Genomic DNA, 19,387 nt, shown 5'->3' on the forward strand with positions numbered 1-19,387 from the left:
TGAGTTAATCAAGCCTGTTGCGTTGGAAGAGGGTTTGAGGTTTGCGATTAGAGAAGGTGGAAGGACTGTTGGTGCTGGTGTAGTAACTAAAATAATAGAGTAAAAGTAATATAGGGGTTTTTAAAGATGGCTAAAAAGGGAGAGGCAAGGGTAATTATTCATTTACAGTGCACGGAATGTAAAAGAATTAATTATACTACTACCAAAAACAGAAGAAATACGCCTGATAGGTTAGAGCTTAAAAAGTATTGTCCTTGGGATAGAAGACATACTATACATAAGGAAGTGAAAAAATAATGGTAGGCCAGTAGCTCAACTTGGCAGAGCATCGGACTCCAAATCCGAAGGTTGGGGGTTCAAGTCCCTCCTGGCCTGCCATTTTTTATTTTTTAGGATAGGGTTTTTATGGCTTTAAAAGATCAAGATTTAAACAAAGAAAATTTTAAAGATAGGGTGGTAAGATTTTTAAAAGAGGTTAAAATAGAAGCTAAAAAGATTACGTGGGCTCCTAAGAAACAGGTTTTTATGGGAACGTTGATGGTGGTGATTTTTAGTCTTTTTATAGGTGCATATTTAGGAATTTTGGATATAATATATAACTTCATAATCTCTATTTTGGTGAGGTAAGGTGGCTAAAGTTTGGTATTCAGTACAGGTTTGGTCTGGGTGGGAAGAAAAGGTTAAAGCTATGGTAGAAGAACTTTTGTCCCGCAAGGGAATGTCTAATAAGGTAGAACGCTTTTTTGTACCTCCTTCAAAGGAGATAGAGGTTACTTTTTCTCCGGAGAAGCAATTTGTTAAGTTTTTTTATTCTGGATACTTTTTGATGCTAGGTGAAATAGATGAAGAGTTAAAAGAAGAGATAAAGAGGCTTGAAGGTGTTCTTGATGTGATAGGTGGGGATAGGCTTTATGTTTTTAGAACCGAAGAGGTTGAAAAGCTTATTTCTCAGTTGGTAGTAGAAGAAATAAAGCCTAAACCTCGTTATCAATTTACTCAAGGTGATAGAGTTAGGATTACGGAAGGGCCTTTTGCCAACTTTATAGGGGTGGTAGATGAGGTTAAGCCTGACAAAGGTAAGGTTAAGGTGCTGGTAAGTATATTTGGAAGAGAGACTCCTGTAGAAATAGAGTTTGCTTATTTACAGAAGATTTAAGGGGGATAGAGAGGTATGGCTAAAAAAGTAATAGCACAAATAAAATTACAACTTCCTGCAGGTCAAGCTACTCCGGCACCACCTGTTGGTCCGGCGTTGGGTCAGCATGGTGTTAATATCATGGAGTTTGTTAAGGCGTTTAACGAAAAGACCCGCGGACAGGAAGGTTATATTATTCCTGTGGTGATTACTGTTTATGCAGACCGTTCTTTTACTTTTGAGTTGAAGACTCCGCCTGCTTCGGTGCTTATTAAAAAAGCGATCGGTATCGAAACAGGAGCTCATGCTCCTGGTAAGGAGATAGTAGGTAAGATTACTCGTAAACAGTTAGAAGAGATAGCTAAAATGAAGATGAAAGATCTTACGGCAGCATCTTTAGAGGCTGCTATTAGGACTATAGAAGGCACAGCCAGAAGTATGGGAGTTCAAATCGTAGATTAAGGAGAGGTGGTATGGCTAAGCATGGTAAGAAGTATAGAGAGGCTTTGGCTAAAGTTGATAGAACGAAAAAATATACCTTTGAAGAGGCGGTTAAACTTGCTTTAGATACAGCTTATGCTAATTTTGATGAAACGGTAGAGGTGGCGGTAAAATTGGGAGTTGACCCAAGGCATGCAGACCAAATGGTTAGAGGGTCTGTGGTTTTGCCTCATGGAACAGGAAAAACACCTCGGGTATTAGTTTTTGCTAAAGGAGATAAAGCTAAAGAAGCTTTAGAGGCTGGTGCAGATTATGTAGGTGACGAAGATCTTATTGAAAAAATTCAAAAAGAAAATTGGCTTGAGTTCGATAAAGTAATAGCTACTCCAGATATGATGCCTGCTGTTAGTAAGTTAGGTAAAATCTTAGGGCCAAGAGGTCTTATGCCAAGCTCTAAGACAGGGACAGTAACTTTTGATGTGGCTAAAGCGGTAAAAGACATTAAGGCAGGTAAGGTTGATTTTAAGGTAGATAGAGGTGCGGTGGTTCATGTTCCTGTAGGTAAGGTTTCTTTTGGTGAAAAGAAAATTTTGGAAAACATGGCTGCATTTTTTGAAGCTTTATTAAAGGCTAAGCCTCCTGCAGCCAAGGGACAATATATAAAGAGTATTGCTATCTCTACTACGATGGGCCCTGGCATTAAGGTTGACCCTAACGAGGTAAAAAATTTAATCCAGAGATATTCTGGAGATTAATTTAGAGGTTTGTGCCCCTTGAGGTCCTTCAAGAGCAGGGTATCTCTTGGGGCCAAAGATTAGTAGGTGCCATTTTGGCTTAAATGAGGAAGCTTCCTCAGCCTACTATAGGCGAAAGGGTACCCTTTCAGGTGTTTAAATTTTTTAAGGAGGTATAGAATTGCTTACCCGAGCTCGTAAGGCAGAAATCATTAAAGATGTAAAAGAGAAATTTGTTAAGTCGCAGGGGGTTTTTGTAACTTCTTTTAAAGGATTTACGGTAGCTGAGAGCAATGAAATAAGAAAACTTATCAGGGAAAAGGGAGGCGAATTTAGGGTTATTAAAAATACACTTATCAGGATTGCCTCTGAAAATACAGATTTTAAACCTATAAACGATTATATCGAAGGGCCTACAGCTTTGGTTTTTGCATATCAAGACCCGGTAGAGATTGCTAAGGTTTTAAACGATTTTGTAAAAAAACATCCATCTTTACAAATAAAAGGTTTTGTAATACAGGGCAAAGGTTATAAACCTGAATACATTGAAGATTTAGTTAAACTTCCTCCAAGAGAGGTTTTGTTGGCTCAGGTTCTTGGTACTATACAGGCTCCAGTGTCCAACTTTGTTGGAGTGTTGGCGGCTATTATCAGGAATTTCCTTTATGTGCTTAAGGCTATTGAAGAAAAGAAGGCAAAAGGTGAGTAAAATTTAAAAATAGAAAAAAAGCAAAAGGAGGGATTAGGAAATGCCAGTAACCAAAGAGGAAGTCATCGAGTTTATCGCCAACATGACTGTTTTAGAACTTTCTCAATTCATCAAAGAGTTGGAGGAGAAGTTTGGTGTAACTGCGGCTGCTCCTGTGGCAGCTGTGGCAGCTGTGGGTGCTGTGGCTGGTGCTTCTGCTGAAGCTGCTCCAGCTGAGGAAAAAACAGAATTTGATGTAATTTTGACTGAAGCTGGTGCCAACAAGATTAATGTAATCAAGGTGGTAAGGGAAATTACAGGATTAGGGTTAAAAGAGGCTAAGGATTTAGTTGAAAGTGCGCCCAAGCCAGTAAAAACTGGCGTTAGCAAGAACGAAGCAGAAGAGATTAAGAAAAAATTAGAAGAAGTAGGTGCCAAAGTAGAAATCAAGTAAGCCTTGCATAGTTTAAAACTTTATTTTCTAAAATCTACTTTTTCAAAGGGTTTCCCCTATTTTTGGGGAAACCCTTTTTGTCATTTATAAAAATCCGGGGAGGGGATCATAAAAATGCTAAACAACCAAAGGAATGTATCTATTCGTAAAAGTTTTGCTAAAACAAAACAGATCCAAGAAGTACCTAATCTTTTAAAAATACCTAAGGAATCCTATGAGAAGTTTTTACAGGCCAAAACCCCTCCAGAAAACAGACTAGACGTAGGTATTCATAGGTGTTTTAAATCAGTATTTCCGATAAGAGATTACTCTGAGACAGCGGTTTTAGAATATATAGATTATAAAATTTTAGAACCAAAATATACCCCGGAAGAGGCTAAAGATAAAGGTTTAACCTATGAAGCTCCGATGAAATTAAAGGTAAGGTTGGTAACCTATGACTTAGACCCAGAAACTGGTATAAAGAGTATTAAAGATGTTAAAGAGCAAGAGGTATATTTTGGCACCATTCCTTTGATGACTGAAGACGGAAGGTTTATCATAAATGGGACAGAACGTGCTATTGTCAATCAACTTCAGCGTTCTCCTGGTGTTGTCTTTGAAAAAGAAAAAACTCATGCTAAAGCAGGTAGGTTAACCTATATTGCAAGAGTTATTCCGGTTAAAGGGTCTTGGTTAGACTTTATTTATGATTATAAAGGGAGATTTTTTGTAAGAATAGACAAAAGAAAAAACATTTTAGCTACTGTTTTTCTTAAGGCTATGGGAATGACTGAGGAAGAAATTTTATCTATCTTTTATCCTACAGAGACTTACTTAATCTTAGAGGAAGGTGTAGAAAGAGTTTTAGATTACGAACTTTTAGCAGGCCAAAAAGCAGATTTTGATATCGTTAATCCAGAGACCGGAGAGGTTATCTTAAAAAAAGGCAAGGTTATTACCGCAGGGTTGATAAAAAAACTAAAAAGGTTAGGTATTACCTCTATAAAATTGACTGACGAAGCTCTGATAGGTAAGATTTGTGCTAAAGATGTGGTAGACCCAGCAGGTACTGGTGAGGTTCTTTTAGAGACCAACCAGGAAATAACTAAGGAAAAATTAGATTTACTTAGAGAGAAAGGTATAAACGAGGTAAAAGTTCTTTTTATAAATCCTCATTACTATACTTCTTCTGTGAGAGAGGCTTTAAAAAGTGATAAAGCAAAAAACAGGGAAGAGGCTCTTATCGAAATCTATAGAAAAATGCGTCCTTCAAGCCCTGTAAGTTATGAAGTGGCAGAGGCTTACTTTAGGTCTCTCTTTTTTGATCCTGAGACTTATGACCTTTCAGAAATAGGCCGTTATAAAATCAACCTACGTTTAAACTTAGATATTCCAATTACTCAAAGGGTACTTACTAGGCAAGACGTGATAGCCATTTTAAAGGAATTGATAAGACTTAGGGAAAGAGAGGAAGAAGGAGACGATATAGACAGTCTTTCCAACAGAAGGGTTAGAGCAGTAGGAGAATTGGTAGAAAATCAGTTTCTTATAGGTCTTATGCGGATGGAAAGGGCGATAAAAGAAAAACTCCAGCTTCAAGACCTTGAAGAGATAACCCCTGTAGAGCTTATAAACAGCAAACCTGTTGTGGGTGCGGTAAAAGAGTTTTTTGCCCAGGGTCAGCTTTCTCAGTTTATGGACCAAACCAACGTTCTCTCCATGCTTACCCATAAAAGAAGACTTTCTGCTTTAGGACCAGGTGGTTTGACCAGAGAAAGGGCAGGTTTTGAGGTTAGAGACGTTCATCCCAGTCATTATGGAAGGATCTGTCCTATCGAAACCCCTGAAGGTCCAAACATCGGTTTGATTGTTTCTCCTACCACGTTTGCCCAGACCAATCCTTATGGATTTTTAGAAACACCATATAGAATGGTTAAAGATGGTAGGGTTACAGATCAAGTAATTTACTTGAATGCTGCTGAAGAAAAAGATTTGGTTATAGCTCAATCTACTATTAGACTGGATAAACAAGGAAATATTTTGGATGAATATGTTCCTGCCAGAAAAAACGGAGAGTTCGTTATAGCTCATAGGGACGAGGTTGATTTGATAGACCTTATGCCTGCTCAGGTGGTTAGTGTTTCCAGTTCTTTGATCCCCTTCCTTGAACACGATGACGCTAACCGTGCACTTATGGGATCTAACATGCAACGACAGGCTGTCCCTTTGATAAAAACTAAGGCTCCTTTGGTCGGTTCTGGTATGGAAAAGGTGGTGGCTTTAAACTCAGGTATGGTGGTAGTGGCAGAAGCTGATGGTGTGGTTGAAGATGTAGACAGCACCCGGATAGTGGTAAAATATGATCCTAAAGAAGGAGAGCTTCCTGAAGTAAAAATTTATGAGTTAATTAAATGGAAAAACTCTAACCAGAATACTTGCTTTTCACAAAGACCTATCGTGAAACCAGGACAGAGGGTTAAAAAAGGAGAGATTTTGGCAGACGGGCCCTCTATTAGCCAAGGAGAATTAGCGTTGGGTAAAGATGTTTTGGTAGCTTTTATGCCTTGGAGAGGTTATAATTTTGAGGACTCTATCATCATTTCTGAAAGGTTGGTGAGAGACGATGTTTTTACCTCTATTCATATAGAGGAGTTTGAATGTGTTGCCAGGGAGACTAAGCTTGGAAGAGAAGAAATTACAAGGGATCTCCCTAACGTAAGTGAAGAACTTTTAACCAATCTTGATGAAAGCGGTATAATAAAAATAGGGAGTTATGTAAAACCTGGAGATATTTTAGTAGGGAAGGTAACCCCTAAAGGAGAGACAACTCTTACTCCTGAGGAAAAACTTTTAAGAGCTATTTTTGGAGAAAAAGCAAAAGATGTAAAAGACACTTCTTTAAGAGTTCCTGCAGGTATAGAAGGTATTGTAATAGATACCAAGATTCTTACCCGAAAAGGTATAGAAAAAGATGCAAGAGCTAAACAAAAGGAAGATGAAACTATAGCTAAACTTTTGAGAAACCAAGCAGCTGTTTTAGAAGTTCTTTTTAGATATACAGTAAACAGATTGGCTTATGTTTTAAATGGAGAGGTAGCTACTGCTGAGCTTGAAAGAGAGGGGCAGGTTTTTATCAACAAGGGAGAGGCTTTGACCTTAGAGAAACTTAAGACTTTGCCTACTTCTCTGTTAACTAAGTTGAAAGATATAGTTCCCTCGGCTAAAAAAGAGGTAGTTTCTGAGATTATAAAAGCTTATGAAAAGAGGAGAAAAGAGATTATAGAAGAGTATGAAACACACATTAATAGGATAAAGAAAGGAGATGAACTGCCCCCTGGTGTTTTAAAGGTGGTGAAGGTTTATGTAGCCATGAAGAGAAAGCTTCAGCCAGGAGATAAGATGGCAGGAAGACATGGAAACAAAGGTGTGGTTTCTAAAATCGTTCCTATCGAGGACATGCCCTATTTGCCTGACGGAACTCCGGTAGATATGATCCTTTCACCTTTAGGTGTTCCTTCTCGTATGAACATAGGTCAGCTTCTTGAAACTCATCTGGGATGGGCTTGTAAGGAGTTAGGTGAGAAGTTAAGCAAATTGGCTCAAGAATATCAGGTAGAAAGTGTAAAGGCGCTTTTAAAAGAGATTTTTTATGAAGACGAATATGAGAAGTTAGTAGAAGGTAAGACTGATGAAGAAATATTAGAGCTTGCTAAAGGTTTTGCGGATGGAATTCCTATTGCTACTCCTGTTTTTGCAGGGGCTAAGGAGGAAGAGATTAAAAAGTGGTTGTCTTTAGCTGGGTTAAATGAAAGTGGAACTACTGTTCTTTATAATGGTATGACAGGAGAACCTTTCTCTGAACCGGTAACCGTAGGTTATATGTATATGTTAAAACTTCATCACTTGGTTGATGATAAGATCCATGCTCGTTCTACTGGGCCTTACTCCTTAATAACCCAGCAACCCCTTGGAGGAAAATCTCAGTTCGGTGGGCAGAGATTGGGAGAGATGGAAGTCTGGGCTATAGAGGCTTATGGAGCTGCTTATACTCTTCATGAGTTCCTTACGGTTAAAAGTGACGATGTAGAAGGACGTACCAAGATGTATGAAAAACTGGTTAAAGGTAAAAACTTCTTAGAAGGAGGTATGCCTGAAAGCTTTAAGGTGTTAACCAAAGAGTTACAAGGTCTTTGCCTTGATATAGAAACTATAGAAGAATAAAAAACAAAAGGGGGGTGTTTATATAATGAAAGAACTCCTTTCTATTTTAGAAAAACCTAAAGATGTAATGAAAATAAAGGCATTAAAAATAGGATTAGCCTCTCCTGAAAAAATAAGAGAATGGAGCTACGGAGAGGTTAAAAAACCAGAGACGATTAACTATAGAACTTTGAAGCCTGAAAAGGATGGTTTATTTTGTGCTAAAATTTTTGGTCCTATTAGGGATTATGAGTGTCTTTGTGGTAAGTATCGTGGAATGAAACATAGAGGGGTTATCTGTGAGAAGTGCGGGGTTGAGGTTATCCAGAGCAAGGTTAGAAGAGAAAGAATGGGACATATTGAGTTGGCTGCACCGGTAGCTCATATTTGGTATTTAAGAAGTATTCCCTCTAAAATAGGTCTTTTACTCAACATGACACTTAAAGAAGTAGAATCTATTCTTTATTTAGAAAGATATGTAGTCATAGAAAGCCAAGTAGAAGAATTTCCTGTGGGTACCATTCTTACTGAAGATAAATACTACGCTTTAAAAGAGATGTATGGAGACCAGATAGTAGCTGATACAGGGGCTTCAGCTATTTATGAGCTTTTAAGAAACATAGACCTTGATAAGCTTATTCAGGATATCCAGATAGAGCTTCAAACCACTCACAGTGAGGCTCGCAGAAAGAAACTTGGTAAAAGACTTCAGATAGCTAGAGCATTTAAACAGTCAGGTAATAGGCCTGAATGGATGATTTTAAAGGTTATACCAGTTATTCCACCTGAGTTGAGGCCTTTAGTACCTTTAGAGGGGGGTAGATTTGCTACCTCAGACTTAAACGACCTTTACAGAAGGGTTATCAACCGTAACGTGAGACTTAAAAAGTTGATAGACCTTGATGCTCCTGAAATAATTTTGAAAAACGAAAAGAGGATGTTACAAGAGGCTGTTGATGCCCTTTTTGATAACGGAAGAAGAGGACGTCCTGTGATGGGGCCTAATAGAAGGCCTTTAAAAAGTCTTTCTGATATTCTTAAGGGTAAACAAGGTAGATTTAGACAGAATCTTTTAGGTAAAAGAGTGGATTTTTCAGGTAGGTCTGTTATTACCGCAGGTCCTGAGTTACGAATGTATCAGTGTGGTTTGCCTAAGAAGATGGCTTTAGAACTTTTTAAACCCTATATTTATGGTTGGTTAGAAAAGCATGGATATGCTACCAACATCAAAACCGCTAAAAGGTTGGTGGAAGAGGAACATCCTGCAGTTTGGGATGCCCTTGATGAGATCGTAAAAGAATATCCGGTAATGTTAAACCGTGCTCCTACTTTGCATAGGTTAGGTATTCAGGCCTTTGAACCAGTGTTGATAGACACAAAGGCTATCCAGTTACATCCACTGGTCTGTGTAGCTTATAACGCTGACTTTGACGGAGACCAGATGGCTGTGCACGTTCCGCTTTCGGTAGAGGCGCAGATAGAAAATAGAGTTCTTATTCTTTCAACCAACAACATTCTTCTTCCTGCAAACGGTATTCCTGTAGTTTATCCTACCCAAGATATGGTTTTAGGAATTTACTACATGACGTTAGAACGTCCTTTTGCGAAGGGAGAAGGTAAAGTTTTTAGAGATAAAGATGAGGTGATCCTTGCATATCAGACAGGAGCTGTCCATCTACAAGCGAAGATAAAGGTAAGGATTGATGGTAAACTTTTAGATACAACGGTAGGTAGAGTCCTGTTTTCGACCATCGTTCCCGAAGAGATTCCTTTTGAAGAGTATAATAAACCATTGACCAAAAAAGAGCTTCAAAAGTTGATAGACATTTCTTATCGTAGAGCAGGTATTAAGAAAACAGTAATTTTTGCGGATAAATTAAAAGATTTGGGGTTTGCACAAGCTACTGAAGCTGCTCTTTCTATTTCTGTGGATTATCTTACCATTCCTAAGAAAAAAGCGGAAATTTTGGCTGAGGCAGATAGAAAGATTGCAGAGATCTGGGAGCAGTATAGAGAAGGTTTGATCACCGAGAGTGAAAGGTATAACAAAGCAATAGATATATGGTCTAATGCTACTGAGCGTGTTACTGAAGAGATGATTAAAGAAATGGAAACCAAGGAATATATCGGACCTAACGGAGAGAAAGTGATAGGTCCCAGCTTTAACCCAGTCTACATCATGGCCTTTTCTGGAGCTCGTGGTTCTAAAGATCAGATAAGGCAGCTTGCTGGTATGAGAGGTTTGATGGCTAAACCCTCTGGAGAAATTATTGAAACACCGATTAAAAGTAATTTCAGAGAAGGGCTTTCAGTTTTGGAATACTTTGTGTCTACCCATGGAGCCCGTAAAGGACTTGCAGACACAGCTTTAAAAACCGCTAATGCCGGATATTTAACAAGAAAATTAGTAGATGTTGCTCAAGACTGTGTGGTAACTGAAGAAGATTGTGGAACCATAGATGGTATAGAGGTAGGTCATCTTATTGAGGCAGGTGAGATTATCGAACCTGTTTGGGATAGAGTGTTGGGAAGGGTTGCCTTAGAAGATATTTTAGACCCTATTACAGGAGAGGTATTGATCGAAGCTAATCAAGAAATAGATGAAGAAGGGGTTAAAAAGCTTAAAGAAGCAGGAATAGAGAAGGTCATGATAAGGTCTGTGCTTACCTGTGAGGCAAAGCATGGAGTTTGTAGAAAGTGTTATGGAAGAGACCTTGCTACTGGAAAGTTGGTAGAGATAGGAGAAGCCGTAGGGATTATTGCCGCTCAGTCTATTGGAGAACCTGGAACTCAGCTTACGATGAGAACCTTCCACATCGGAGGTGCGGTAGGTAAGGCTTTAGAACAAAGCGAACACAGAGCTCAGTCAAGAGGTTTGATAAAGTTTCTTAATTTAAGACTGGTTAGAAGGGAAGATGGTACTTTAGTGGCTTTAAACAGACAAGGAGAGATTGCTATCGTGTCTCCTGACGGTAGGATTTTAGAAAAATATCCAGTCACCTATGGTGCTAAGATTAAAGTAGAAGAAGGTCAAGAGGTAAAACCTGGAGACCTCTTGGTAGAATGGGATCCTTATACCACACCTATCATCGCCGAAGTTTCTGGAAGGGTAAAGTTTGGAGATATCATAGACGGGGTAACGGTTGATGAAAAGATAGACGTAACCACCGGTAGAGCAAGTATTATCGTAAGAGACTACAAACTTACCGACTATAGACCAAGGATTTCTATCAAAGATGAGAAAGGAAGAACCATCGACCTTCCAGACGGAAGAGGTAAAGCCAGATATGAGCTACCGGTAGGAGCTATCATCAGCGTTCAAGAAGGAGAGATGGTAAAGGCAGGAGATATCATCGCAAGAATTCCTCGAGAAACTTTGAAAGCTAAAGACATTACCGGAGGTCTTCCTAAGGTTACCGATTTATTTGAAGCACGTAAACCTAAAGAGTATGCTACTATCACTGAGATCGATGGAACGGTAGTGTTTGAAAAAGAAGCCAGAGGTAAGAAAAAGATAGTTATTCAACCTGAGGTAGGAGAGCCTTTAGAGTACTATATCTCTAAAGGTAAACATATTTTGGTAAGAGAAGGCGATGTGGTTAAAGCTGGAGATCCTTTGGTGGAAGGTTCTCCTAACCCTCACGATATCCTAAAAGTTAAAGGAGTTAAAGGGGTTGCAAGGTTTTTGGTTGAAGAGATTCAGGAAGTTTACAGACTTCAAGGTGTTAAGATAAACGACAAACACTTTGAGGTTATCGTAAAACAGATGCTTAAAAAAGTGAAAATAAAAGACCCAGGCGATACCAATTTTATGATCGGTGAGTATGTGGATAAGGTTAAGTTTGAAGAGGAAAACGAAAAAATCATAGCTACTGGAGGTAAACCAGCAGTAGCCGAACCTGTAATCCTTGGTATAACAAAAGCAGCCTTGCTTACTGATTCCTGGTTGTCTGCTGCCTCCTTCCAGGAAACTACGAGAGTTCTTACCGAGGCCTCTATTGCCGGTAAGGTAGACTATCTAAAGGGACTAAAAGAAAACGTAATCATTGGAAGGTTAATTCCTGCAGGGACAGGAAGGATTGTTTACGAAGAAAAAGGATGGCTGTAAGACCAAATAGACTTTAAATAAAAAAGGGAGGGTTTCAAAAACCCTCCCTTTTTTATTTGTTTTTAAAGGATTGAATTTTTGAGCTTACTTTTTAAGTCCTATTTTCTGAAGCAAAATCTGATATCTGTTAAAATCTGTTCTTTTAAGATAGTTTAAAAGAGCCCTTCTCTGACCGATCAACTTCATAAGACCTCTTCTTGAATGAAAGTCTTTGCGATGAGTTTTTAGGTGTTCCTCCAGTTGTTTTATCCTTGCGGTTAGCAAGGCAATCTGAACCTCTGGAGAACCTGTGTCGTTGGGGTGACGCTGGAAAGTTTGGATGATCTCTTGCTTTAACTCCGGGTCTAAAGGCATACACTCAACCTCCTTTTTGTATTTTTAAGCCTGGGGAAGGCTTATTCCACCCCCAAGCAGTTATCTTAAATATAACTGATTTTTGAAAAAATACAAACCTAAGTTTGGCCTATTGCCTTTTTGTCTAAAATTTTTTTAGCAGTAATGTTAATTTAATGTTGAAAAAATTTTTTAATGATATTTTATGAGGTTTTTATTTTGATATTTCAATTCTGTTTGTTATGGTTTTTATTAAAATAGAGAAGTGCAAAGATGTTTAAAAGAGGAATCTGGGTTTTGGTTCTTCTAATCTTGATAAACTTGATTTTTGTATCATGGGCTCTTGCTAAGAGGGAGGTAAGGTCAGAATTGTTAAAAACTGAAGGAGTTTATGTAATCAACGTGGTAACGGGATCTCCAGCCGCTAAAGCAGGATTAAACCCAGGAGATATCATTTTAACGATTAACAACCAGCCGGTTTCTGTAGAAAACATAAAAACTCTTGTCTTATCAGGGACTCTCAGTGGGAACAACCCCAACATCGTGATGTCAGTTTTAAGAAACGGCAAGATTTTTAATGTTTCTACCCATGTACACCCGGAAAATCCAAACTTAGGGGTTGTGGTTAGAGCTCCTCAGGAAATAAAAAGAGTTTCTTCTGATAGTTATTCAGGGCAGAGGTTGATAGAAAAGGCAAACAAAAAAGTGGAGGTTTATGAAGTTTCTGAAAAAGATAGTTTATTTACCAAAGTTTCTTCTATCAACGTTTTAGACGCAGTTTTCATAGATAAAAACACCGGAGAGATTACGTTTGTTGGACATTATGATGACAGGTATAAAACTGGTCCTCTACCTTATTTTCAGATATTAGACGAGGCTTTGAAATATCCCTATCCATCTTTTTCTTTAGACCCAACCCCAAACACAGAAAGGGCGTTAAAAGAGATAAAAAATATTTTTGATAAAGAGATCTCAAGGGTTAGTAGAGACCCAAGTTATGGGACTAACTGGTTGTCAAGTATTTTTAAAGAGATTTTATATTCTGATAACCAGCTGCCAGAAAAACAGATACTTTTAGCAAGGCTTAAGAAATTTTCTATAACCCCAGAGGAATTTAATGCTTATCTTAGGTGGGATCCAAAATCAAAAAATTGGAGGTTTGACAGCAAAGAGCAGCTTGAGATGTATTTTAATCTGCAAAGTTTTTTCATTAAAGTCTTTAAGGCGTTAGGATTTGAGGGTAAGTATGGGCAGGCTGTGGTGGAATGGTGGGGATTTCAGAAGTTTGCAGAAGCGTATGGTATGGAAAATGCGGGACACTGGTTTAGACAAGTTTACGAAACAATGGGACTTATAGAGGATTTTGAAAAAATAAGGACTTTGTTTAATACCGGTCAGATAGATAATTGGGAAGCCACTCGGAGATTACTATTTCTTTTTTACGTAAACCTTTTTAAAGGTATTGGGGTAGACGAACATACCATAAATGATCTATTAAGAAGAGCCCCAAAAACAGGCAAAATAGACTTAGAACTAAGCGAATTTGCTAATAAAAGAGTAGAAAAAATCCAATCAGAGTTCCTTATAGATTTTTTAATAAATAACCTTGTTTTAAGTGATACTTTTCTAAAAAAGCGTTTTAGACTGCCGGCGATTGAAGTTAAGCCTACTTACTATAACCTTCCCTCGGATACATATATGGCTAAAATTTTCTTTTATGCAGACTATACTTTAAAATACTTAACCACAATAAACCCTGAGACAGCGACTCTTAAAGATTTTGATCCTTTTGTGGCTTACCTCAGTAAAAAAGCTGAGGAAAAGGGAAAAGGCAAAGAGTTTCAGATGATGCAAAGTGGTTTTGATAGATACTGGCTTTTTCCTGGGAGAGTTGAGTTAAAGGTTAGTCAAGATAAATCAGCGATTTATTTTGGGAAATCTGAGGTTAAAATTGGTAGTGAAAGTCTATCTTCAGGTATGCCTTCTTGGTATAATGAGATCTTAAAAGAATATTCACAAACATTAACAGAAAGATACGAAGAATTTGCTCAGATATTTCCTTCTCTTCATACTATGCGAGAGGTTCAGAAGATAATAGCTTTAGCCAGATGGATTCATGTCAATGGTCTTAAGGTAACCTTGCCGCATTACCAAAAAGTAGAGTTAGAAAGCCTTGATGGGGTTACTGGAACTACAGTAGCCGCCTTTTATTCTTCAAAAACAAGAGATACCTTTTCCTTTTTTGTTGAAAACCATGGAGGAGGTATAGACTATACTGAAAAAAGTAATGCTTGGATACAGGGAAAGTATATAGAAACCAAAGATGCACTTCATCAGCTTGCAGCAAGCTCAGCTTTAGCTGAAAAGGCTGTAGCTTCAGCCCTTGCAGGCGACCTTGAGGCTGCCAGAGCCCTTGCTGAAAAAAGTGCTCAAGCTATGGTTGGTCATATCGACCTTGGGAGCTTAGGGATTAAAATACCTCCTACAGTTAGTCCTAAACTTAGTTCTTTACCAGTAGGCTCTCAAGGAGTTTTTACTCAAAAAACTTTAGAAGTCGTCGGGGCTAATCTTGATGAATATGTGAAATTGAAAAAAGATTTAAAGGTAGCAGAAGGTTATAAAGATGTTGACCCAGAAAAGTACCAGCAAATTTTAACTGAGGCTAAGGTTAAAGAAGCTAAGATAAAAGAGTCCTTGCAAAAACTTAACGAACTTTTAAACAGTTATAGAAATAACCCGTTAGATTACAAGAGAATAGAACAGGAATTGGTTCAATTAAACCCCAAAAAACCTTCTTTCATAGATGTAGCAGCTTTAAAGCCTAAACCTGAAGATTTAAAACCTAAGACTGAAAAGGATAAACAAATCAAGAAAGAAAGACTTTTGCCTGATGAGCGTAAACTTAGAGAAGAGTTGGCAGACCTAAGACATAAACTTGAGCTTGCGAAAACCAACTTAGACCAGTTAACCAAGATTATCATGGAAAATACTAAAGAGTTTGAAAGGTGGAGGGAAAAGACTGAAAGGGCTATTTCAAGCAGTGAAGCCAGATTTAAAGAAGTTATGTTAGATATGATCCAGGAAAACATTTTTGAAAATATAAAATATGAATTTTCTAAATATCCAAATAGGGTAAAAGAAATTGAAAAATTTCAACAACTTTTGGATACTAAAGATTTTACAGATTGGGCCTCGATGGATCCCAAAACCTGGGAAGATATAGCAGAAGGATTGGTTAAAGCAGTAAATGCCCTCCCTGGTATAGGAGATTACACCAAGAAATTGACCAAAACTTTATATCATTTGGTTAATACTGGGTATGATGTAACCACGATCTTTATCCATTGGAAGAAGATGAAAGAGTTTGAAAAGAACTTAGATCTATACTTTAAGGCTGTAGCTACACAAAAAGAATATATGGCTAAGACTATAAAGCGTATAAAGGAAATAGAAGAGGAGTTGGAAAAACTTGCTAAAGCTAAAGAAAACCCTCAGCTATAAGTTAGATTATGCGAAAGCCCACTTTAGCCTTGACTTTTGTTGAAGGTTTATTATACTTCTAAACATAGCTTATAACTAAAGATCGATGGGGAGCCCTTATGAAAAGGGTACATGTTTATATCTCTGGTAAGGTACAAGGAGTTTATTTTAGAGCTTATACAGAAGAAGAAGCTTTAAGACTTGGGGTAAAAGGTTGGGTGAGAAACCTTCCTGACGGAAGGGTTGAGGCGGTATTTGAAGGCGAAGACGAGGCAGTCGATCAGATGGTAGCCTGGTGTCATCGAGGCTCTCCTTATGCTAAGGTGACTCACGTAGAGGTGATAGAAGAGCCTTATAAAGGTGAATTTACTGATTTTAGGATAAGACGTTAATGATCGATGTAGACAGATTAGTTTTAGAATTTCAAACCCTTCTTTCTATAGAAAGTCCTTCGAAAAAAGAAGGAAAACTTGCTCATTATCTGGCAGACATCTTTGAGGCTCTTGGATATCGTTGTTTTTTTGATAAGTCTGCAGAAAATACCGGTTCAGAGGTAGGAAATCTTATCGTTAAAATCCCTGGAATGATCCCAGCTCCTCCTATATTTTTTTGTGCTCACCTTGATACAGTAGGTCCTTGTGAAAATCCTAAGATTATTTTTGAAAACGGGGTTTTTAAAACTGACGGGAGGACCATCCTCGGGGCTGACGATAAATCAGGTATAGCTATCTTGATAGAATTAGCCAGAGTTCTTAGAGAAAACCGATTCCCCCATCCGCCTTTAGAGTTTATTTTTACCACCTGCGAAGAGATAGGGTTGTTAGGTGCTAAGTTTCTTGATTTAGAATTGATAGATGCTAAAGAAGGATATGTTTTAGACAGTGAAAATCCAGAGGTAGTAACCATCGGCGCCCCATCTTCCTATAAATTTAAGATTAAGGTTAAAGGAAAAGCTGCCCATGCAGGTCTTGAACCAGAAAAAGGGGTAAATGCTATTCACGTGTTATCAAAACTGATAGCTGAGTTAAATCCCGGGAGAATAGACCAAGAAAGTACGATGAACATAGGTATTATCTCAGGGGGTAAATACGTTAACATAGTGCCAGAAACTGCAGAGGCAGAAGGAGAGATAAGAAGTCATAACGCAAAGACCTTAGAAAGTATGATTCAACAGATAGAAGACCTTTGTGCAAAGGTAGAAAAAGGTTATCAACCTAAAATAGATGATTTACCTAAGGTTTCTGTAAGGTTTGAAAAACTATATCAAGCTTTTTTAATCCTTCCTGATGACCCTATTTTACAACCTATAAAACAAGCCGGGGAAAAGTTAGGAATAAGTCTCTCCTTTATAAAGAAGGAGGGAGGGTCAGACGCTAACATTTTTAACGAGAGAGGGAAAAAAGCGGTAATTTTAGGCACAGGGATGCAAAAGGTTCATACCACAGAAGAGTTCATCAGGGTAAAAGACCTGGTAAAAGCCACCCAAATTGTTGTTGAGATCGTAAAGGCCAAGGGTGAGTCTTTTAAATAAAGTTCTCGATTTTTTCTTTCCAGAGTTTTGTGAAGTCTGCAACCATCATCTTAAACCTCAAGAAGTATTTGTTTGTAGGCGATGTTTAAACACACTACCTTTTTTAAAGCTTTATTGCCAAAGATGTGGAAGTTTGGTATCTGAAAGCCTGCTTGAAAAAGGTATAGATAGGATAGAATATTGCTCCTATTGTTCCCAAAAAAACTTTTATTTTGATAGAGTTTTTGCCCTTTTTCAGTATAAGGAACCTGTTTCTGAGTGGCTGTTGCGGGTAAAGTTTGCTCAGGATTTTAGGTTGGCTTTTGCCCTGGGAAAACTGATAAGGGGATTTTTTTCTTTCTTACTTAGCGATGTTGATATGATCCTCCCTGTTCCTCTTTCTATTGAGCGGTTAAGAGAACGAGGGTTCAACCAAAGTGCTCTTTTAGCCTGGGGTTTCCTTGGAAGAAAACCCTTTTCAGAAGCTATATTCAGGGTTAAATGTACCAAACCTCAAACCGAGCTTACCGGTAAAGAACGTTGGGAAAACGTAAAAGGAGCCTTTTTAGCCAAAGATTGGATAAAAGAGAAAAAGGTTCTTCTTATAGACGATGTAATGACTACAGGTGCTACGGTAAACGAAGCAGCTAAAGCTTTAAAGATGAAAGGAGCAAAAGAGGTATACGTGTTGGTGGTAGCAAGAAATCAGTTGCTGTAAAGGGGAAAAGATGCTAAACATTTCTTTAGTTCAAATAAAACCAACCTCCGATTTAAAACAAAACGTAGAGACCATTAAAGAGCTTTTAACCAAGGCTAAAGGAAATTTAGTGGTTTTTCCTGAATTAGCCCTTACTGGATATGATGTAGATTTAAAAAGTTTAAACCAAGAAAAAGTTTTATCTTTTCTCTTAGAAATAACACAGGTTTTATCAAACGATAAGGTAGTTCTCCTTGGAGCTCCTTGGTATGATGAAGATAGAATTTTTAATGCAGTTTATCGTTTAACTAGAGATAAGGTAGAACCTTTAGCCCAAAAATTCCTTCTTTTCCCAGGATTAGACGAGCCTTTTACCCCTGGTGTAGGCACGAGGATTTTCGAATTAGCAGGTTTTTCTTTAGGGGTGTTGATTTGTTTTGAACTTAGGTCTCCTGAGTTTGCCAGAGACCTTATAAAGGCAGGTGCAGACATTCTTTTGGTGTTTGCTCTTTGGCCTGTAGAAAGGATGAAACACTGGTTGAATCTAAGCTGGGCAAGGGCTGTTGAAAATCAAACTTATCTGGTTGGGGTCAACGGATGTGGGTTTTCTTTGGTGGTTTCTCCTGAAGGGGAGGTTTTAACTCAGCTTACGGATAAACAACCAGAGGTCTTTGAGTTTGTGTTGCCAGAAAGGTTTAATCCTCTTATCTATCCGCTTAAAACCCCATTTTTCCCCCAAAAAAACAAGCTTAAAACCCTTGAAGAACTGAAAAGACATGTGACTAAAAGAAGGGCTAAGGGTCAAAAGATGGTTTTTACCAACGGATGTTTTGACCTTCTTCATGCCGGCCATGTAGACTATCTCGAAAAGGCACGGTCTTTAGGAGATTTTTTAGTCATAGGATTAAACAGCGACCTTTCAGTAAGAAAAATTAAAGGACCAGAAAGACCAGTTAACCCTCAGGAATTTAGAGCCAGGGTCCTCTCTGGTCTTGAATGTGTGGATTATATAGTTCTCTTTGATGAAGAAACCCCAGAAAGGCTTATAAAGGAGCTAAAACCCGATTTTTTAGTAAAAGGATCAGACTGGAAAGAAGACCAGATTGTAGGTGCAGATTTTGTGAAAAGTTATGGAGGAAAAGTTATACGTATCGATTTTTCTTATCAAGTTTCTACTACAGGATTAATAGGTAAGATTAAGCAATCTCATTAAGGAGAGTACCTACCATAGCTCTTGCGATCTCTCTGTTAGAGACGTTATAAGTCCCGGCCTCGATTTGAGCTTTAATTTGAGCAATCTTTTCTTCTCTTATCTCAGGAAGTTGAGAAGCCCTTTTAACAGCTTTTTCTATTAAGTTTTGAGAAGAAAGCTCTACCACCGCAGGAGAAGCCTCCTTAGCCTTTGCTTCGCCTTCCTTTGGTTTAACCTCTGAAGAAACTACCTCTTCTCTTTTTTTAGCCTCTTTTAAGTTCTTAAGATTTTCAACGTTTACCCCTAAAAAGTCGTTGATTTTCATTAAATATCACCTCGCTTTTTACGGTTTATATTTTATATCGGAACAAGTTGGTATTTCTTTAGTCATTTTTTATGTTTATTATATAATAAAAAATGACTAAAGAAATAC

At 38.1% G+C, this 19,387-nt stretch carries 17 protein-coding genes and 1 tRNA gene; 16 read left to right on the plus strand and 2 right to left on the minus strand.

The genetic code is table 11. The features are described 5' to 3' along the window. From PWP26_RS07250 to rpoC, 11 genes are all read left to right on the plus strand, one after another. On the plus strand, positions 1–103 hold a 103-nt coding region (locus PWP26_RS07250; protein WP_301399329.1), incomplete at its 5' end, for a hypothetical protein. Positions 104–126: 23 nt separating this feature from the next. After that, positions 127–297 (plus strand): 50S ribosomal protein L33, encoded by a 171-nt coding sequence (gene rpmG, locus PWP26_RS07255; RefSeq protein WP_038061924.1) that lies wholly within the window; start codon positions 127–129, stop codon positions 295–297. 4 nt (positions 298–301) lie between these two features. Further along, positions 302–378, plus strand: a tRNA-Trp gene (locus PWP26_RS07260). Between the two features lie 27 nt (positions 379–405). Continuing rightward, positions 406–627 (plus strand): preprotein translocase subunit SecE, encoded by a 222-nt coding sequence (secE, locus tag PWP26_RS07265; RefSeq protein ID WP_038061927.1) that lies wholly within the window; start codon positions 406–408, stop codon positions 625–627. A 1-nt stretch (position 628) separates the two neighbouring features. Beyond that, positions 629–1,156 carry a transcription termination/antitermination protein NusG gene (gene nusG / locus PWP26_RS07270; RefSeq protein ID WP_038061930.1) on the plus strand — a complete coding sequence of 176 codons (528 nt, stop codon included), beginning with the start codon at positions 629–631 and terminating at the stop codon, positions 1,154–1,156. Between the two features lie 15 nt (positions 1,157–1,171). Beyond that, complete coding sequence (gene rplK, locus PWP26_RS07275) at positions 1,172–1,597, plus strand: 50S ribosomal protein L11 (protein ID WP_038061933.1); 426 nt, start codon at positions 1,172–1,174, stop codon at positions 1,595–1,597. An 11-nt stretch (positions 1,598–1,608) separates the two neighbouring features. Then, positions 1,609–2,331, plus strand: a complete 723-nt coding sequence (gene rplA, locus PWP26_RS07280) for a 50S ribosomal protein L1 (RefSeq protein WP_038061936.1) — start codon at positions 1,609–1,611, stop codon at positions 2,329–2,331. A gap of 160 nt (positions 2,332–2,491) precedes the next feature. After that, on the plus strand, positions 2,492–3,019 hold the full coding sequence (rplJ, locus tag PWP26_RS07285) for a 50S ribosomal protein L10 (RefSeq protein ID WP_038061939.1): 528 nt from the start codon (positions 2,492–2,494) through the stop codon (positions 3,017–3,019). 40 nt (positions 3,020–3,059) lie between these two features. After that, positions 3,060–3,452, plus strand: a complete 393-nt coding sequence (gene rplL, locus PWP26_RS07290) for a 50S ribosomal protein L7/L12 (RefSeq protein WP_038061942.1) — start codon at positions 3,060–3,062, stop codon at positions 3,450–3,452. Between the two features lie 114 nt (positions 3,453–3,566). Beyond that, a complete protein-coding gene (gene rpoB, locus PWP26_RS07295) occupies positions 3,567–7,655 on the plus strand; it encodes a DNA-directed RNA polymerase subunit beta (protein WP_301399325.1) in 4,089 nt (1,362 codons plus the stop codon). A gap of 25 nt (positions 7,656–7,680) precedes the next feature. Further along, on the plus strand, positions 7,681–11,742 hold the full coding sequence (gene rpoC / locus PWP26_RS07300) for a DNA-directed RNA polymerase subunit beta' (protein WP_287568536.1): 4,062 nt from the start codon (positions 7,681–7,683) through the stop codon (positions 11,740–11,742). Between the two features lie 84 nt (positions 11,743–11,826). Here the strand turns inward: rpoC and rpsO are convergent, their stop codons facing one another. Further along, positions 11,827–12,096 carry a 30S ribosomal protein S15 gene (rpsO, locus tag PWP26_RS07305; RefSeq protein WP_038061951.1) on the minus strand — a complete coding sequence of 90 codons (270 nt, stop codon included), beginning with the start codon at positions 12,094–12,096 and terminating at the stop codon, positions 11,827–11,829. Between the two features lie 252 nt (positions 12,097–12,348). Here rpsO and PWP26_RS07310 point away from each other — a divergent pair, with 252 nt between their 5' ends. The 5 genes from PWP26_RS07310 to rfaE2 all read left to right on the plus strand — a co-directional run bounded on the left by PWP26_RS07310 (position 12,349) and on the right by rfaE2 (position 18,975). After that, positions 12,349–15,576, plus strand: coding sequence for a PDZ domain-containing protein (locus PWP26_RS07310; RefSeq protein ID WP_038061954.1), 3,228 nt, complete (start codon positions 12,349–12,351; stop codon positions 15,574–15,576). Between the two features lie 98 nt (positions 15,577–15,674). Further along, a complete protein-coding gene (locus PWP26_RS07315; RefSeq protein WP_038061960.1) occupies positions 15,675–15,947 on the plus strand; it encodes an acylphosphatase in 273 nt (90 codons plus the stop codon). Further along, the gene (locus PWP26_RS07320; protein ID WP_038061962.1) at positions 15,947–17,086 is read left to right on the plus strand and encodes a M20/M25/M40 family metallo-hydrolase; all 1,140 of its coding nucleotides are present in this window, start codon (positions 15,947–15,949) and stop codon (positions 17,084–17,086) included. The genes PWP26_RS07315 and PWP26_RS07320 overlap by 1 nt, the downstream gene beginning before the upstream one ends. Next, on the plus strand, positions 17,070–17,783 hold the full coding sequence (locus tag PWP26_RS07325) for a ComF family protein (protein ID WP_287568525.1): 714 nt from the start codon (positions 17,070–17,072) through the stop codon (positions 17,781–17,783). The genes PWP26_RS07320 and PWP26_RS07325 overlap by 17 nt, the downstream gene beginning before the upstream one ends. A 10-nt stretch (positions 17,784–17,793) precedes the next feature. Next, on the plus strand, positions 17,794–18,975 hold the full coding sequence (gene rfaE2 / locus PWP26_RS07330; protein WP_287568522.1) for a D-glycero-beta-D-manno-heptose 1-phosphate adenylyltransferase: 1,182 nt from the start codon (positions 17,794–17,796) through the stop codon (positions 18,973–18,975). Here rfaE2 and flgM read toward each other — a convergent pair. Then, positions 18,959–19,279 carry a flagellar biosynthesis anti-sigma factor FlgM gene (gene flgM / locus PWP26_RS07335; protein WP_301399327.1) on the minus strand — a complete coding sequence of 107 codons (321 nt, stop codon included), beginning with the start codon at positions 19,277–19,279 and terminating at the stop codon, positions 18,959–18,961. The genes rfaE2 and flgM overlap by 17 nt on opposite strands. Positions 19,280–19,387 lie beyond the last annotated feature (108 nt).

Source organism: Thermodesulfobacterium sp., from assembly GCF_030445475.1.
GTDB classification, from domain to species: Bacteria; Desulfobacterota; Thermodesulfobacteria; order Thermodesulfobacteriales; family Thermodesulfobacteriaceae; genus Thermodesulfobacterium; species Thermodesulfobacterium commune.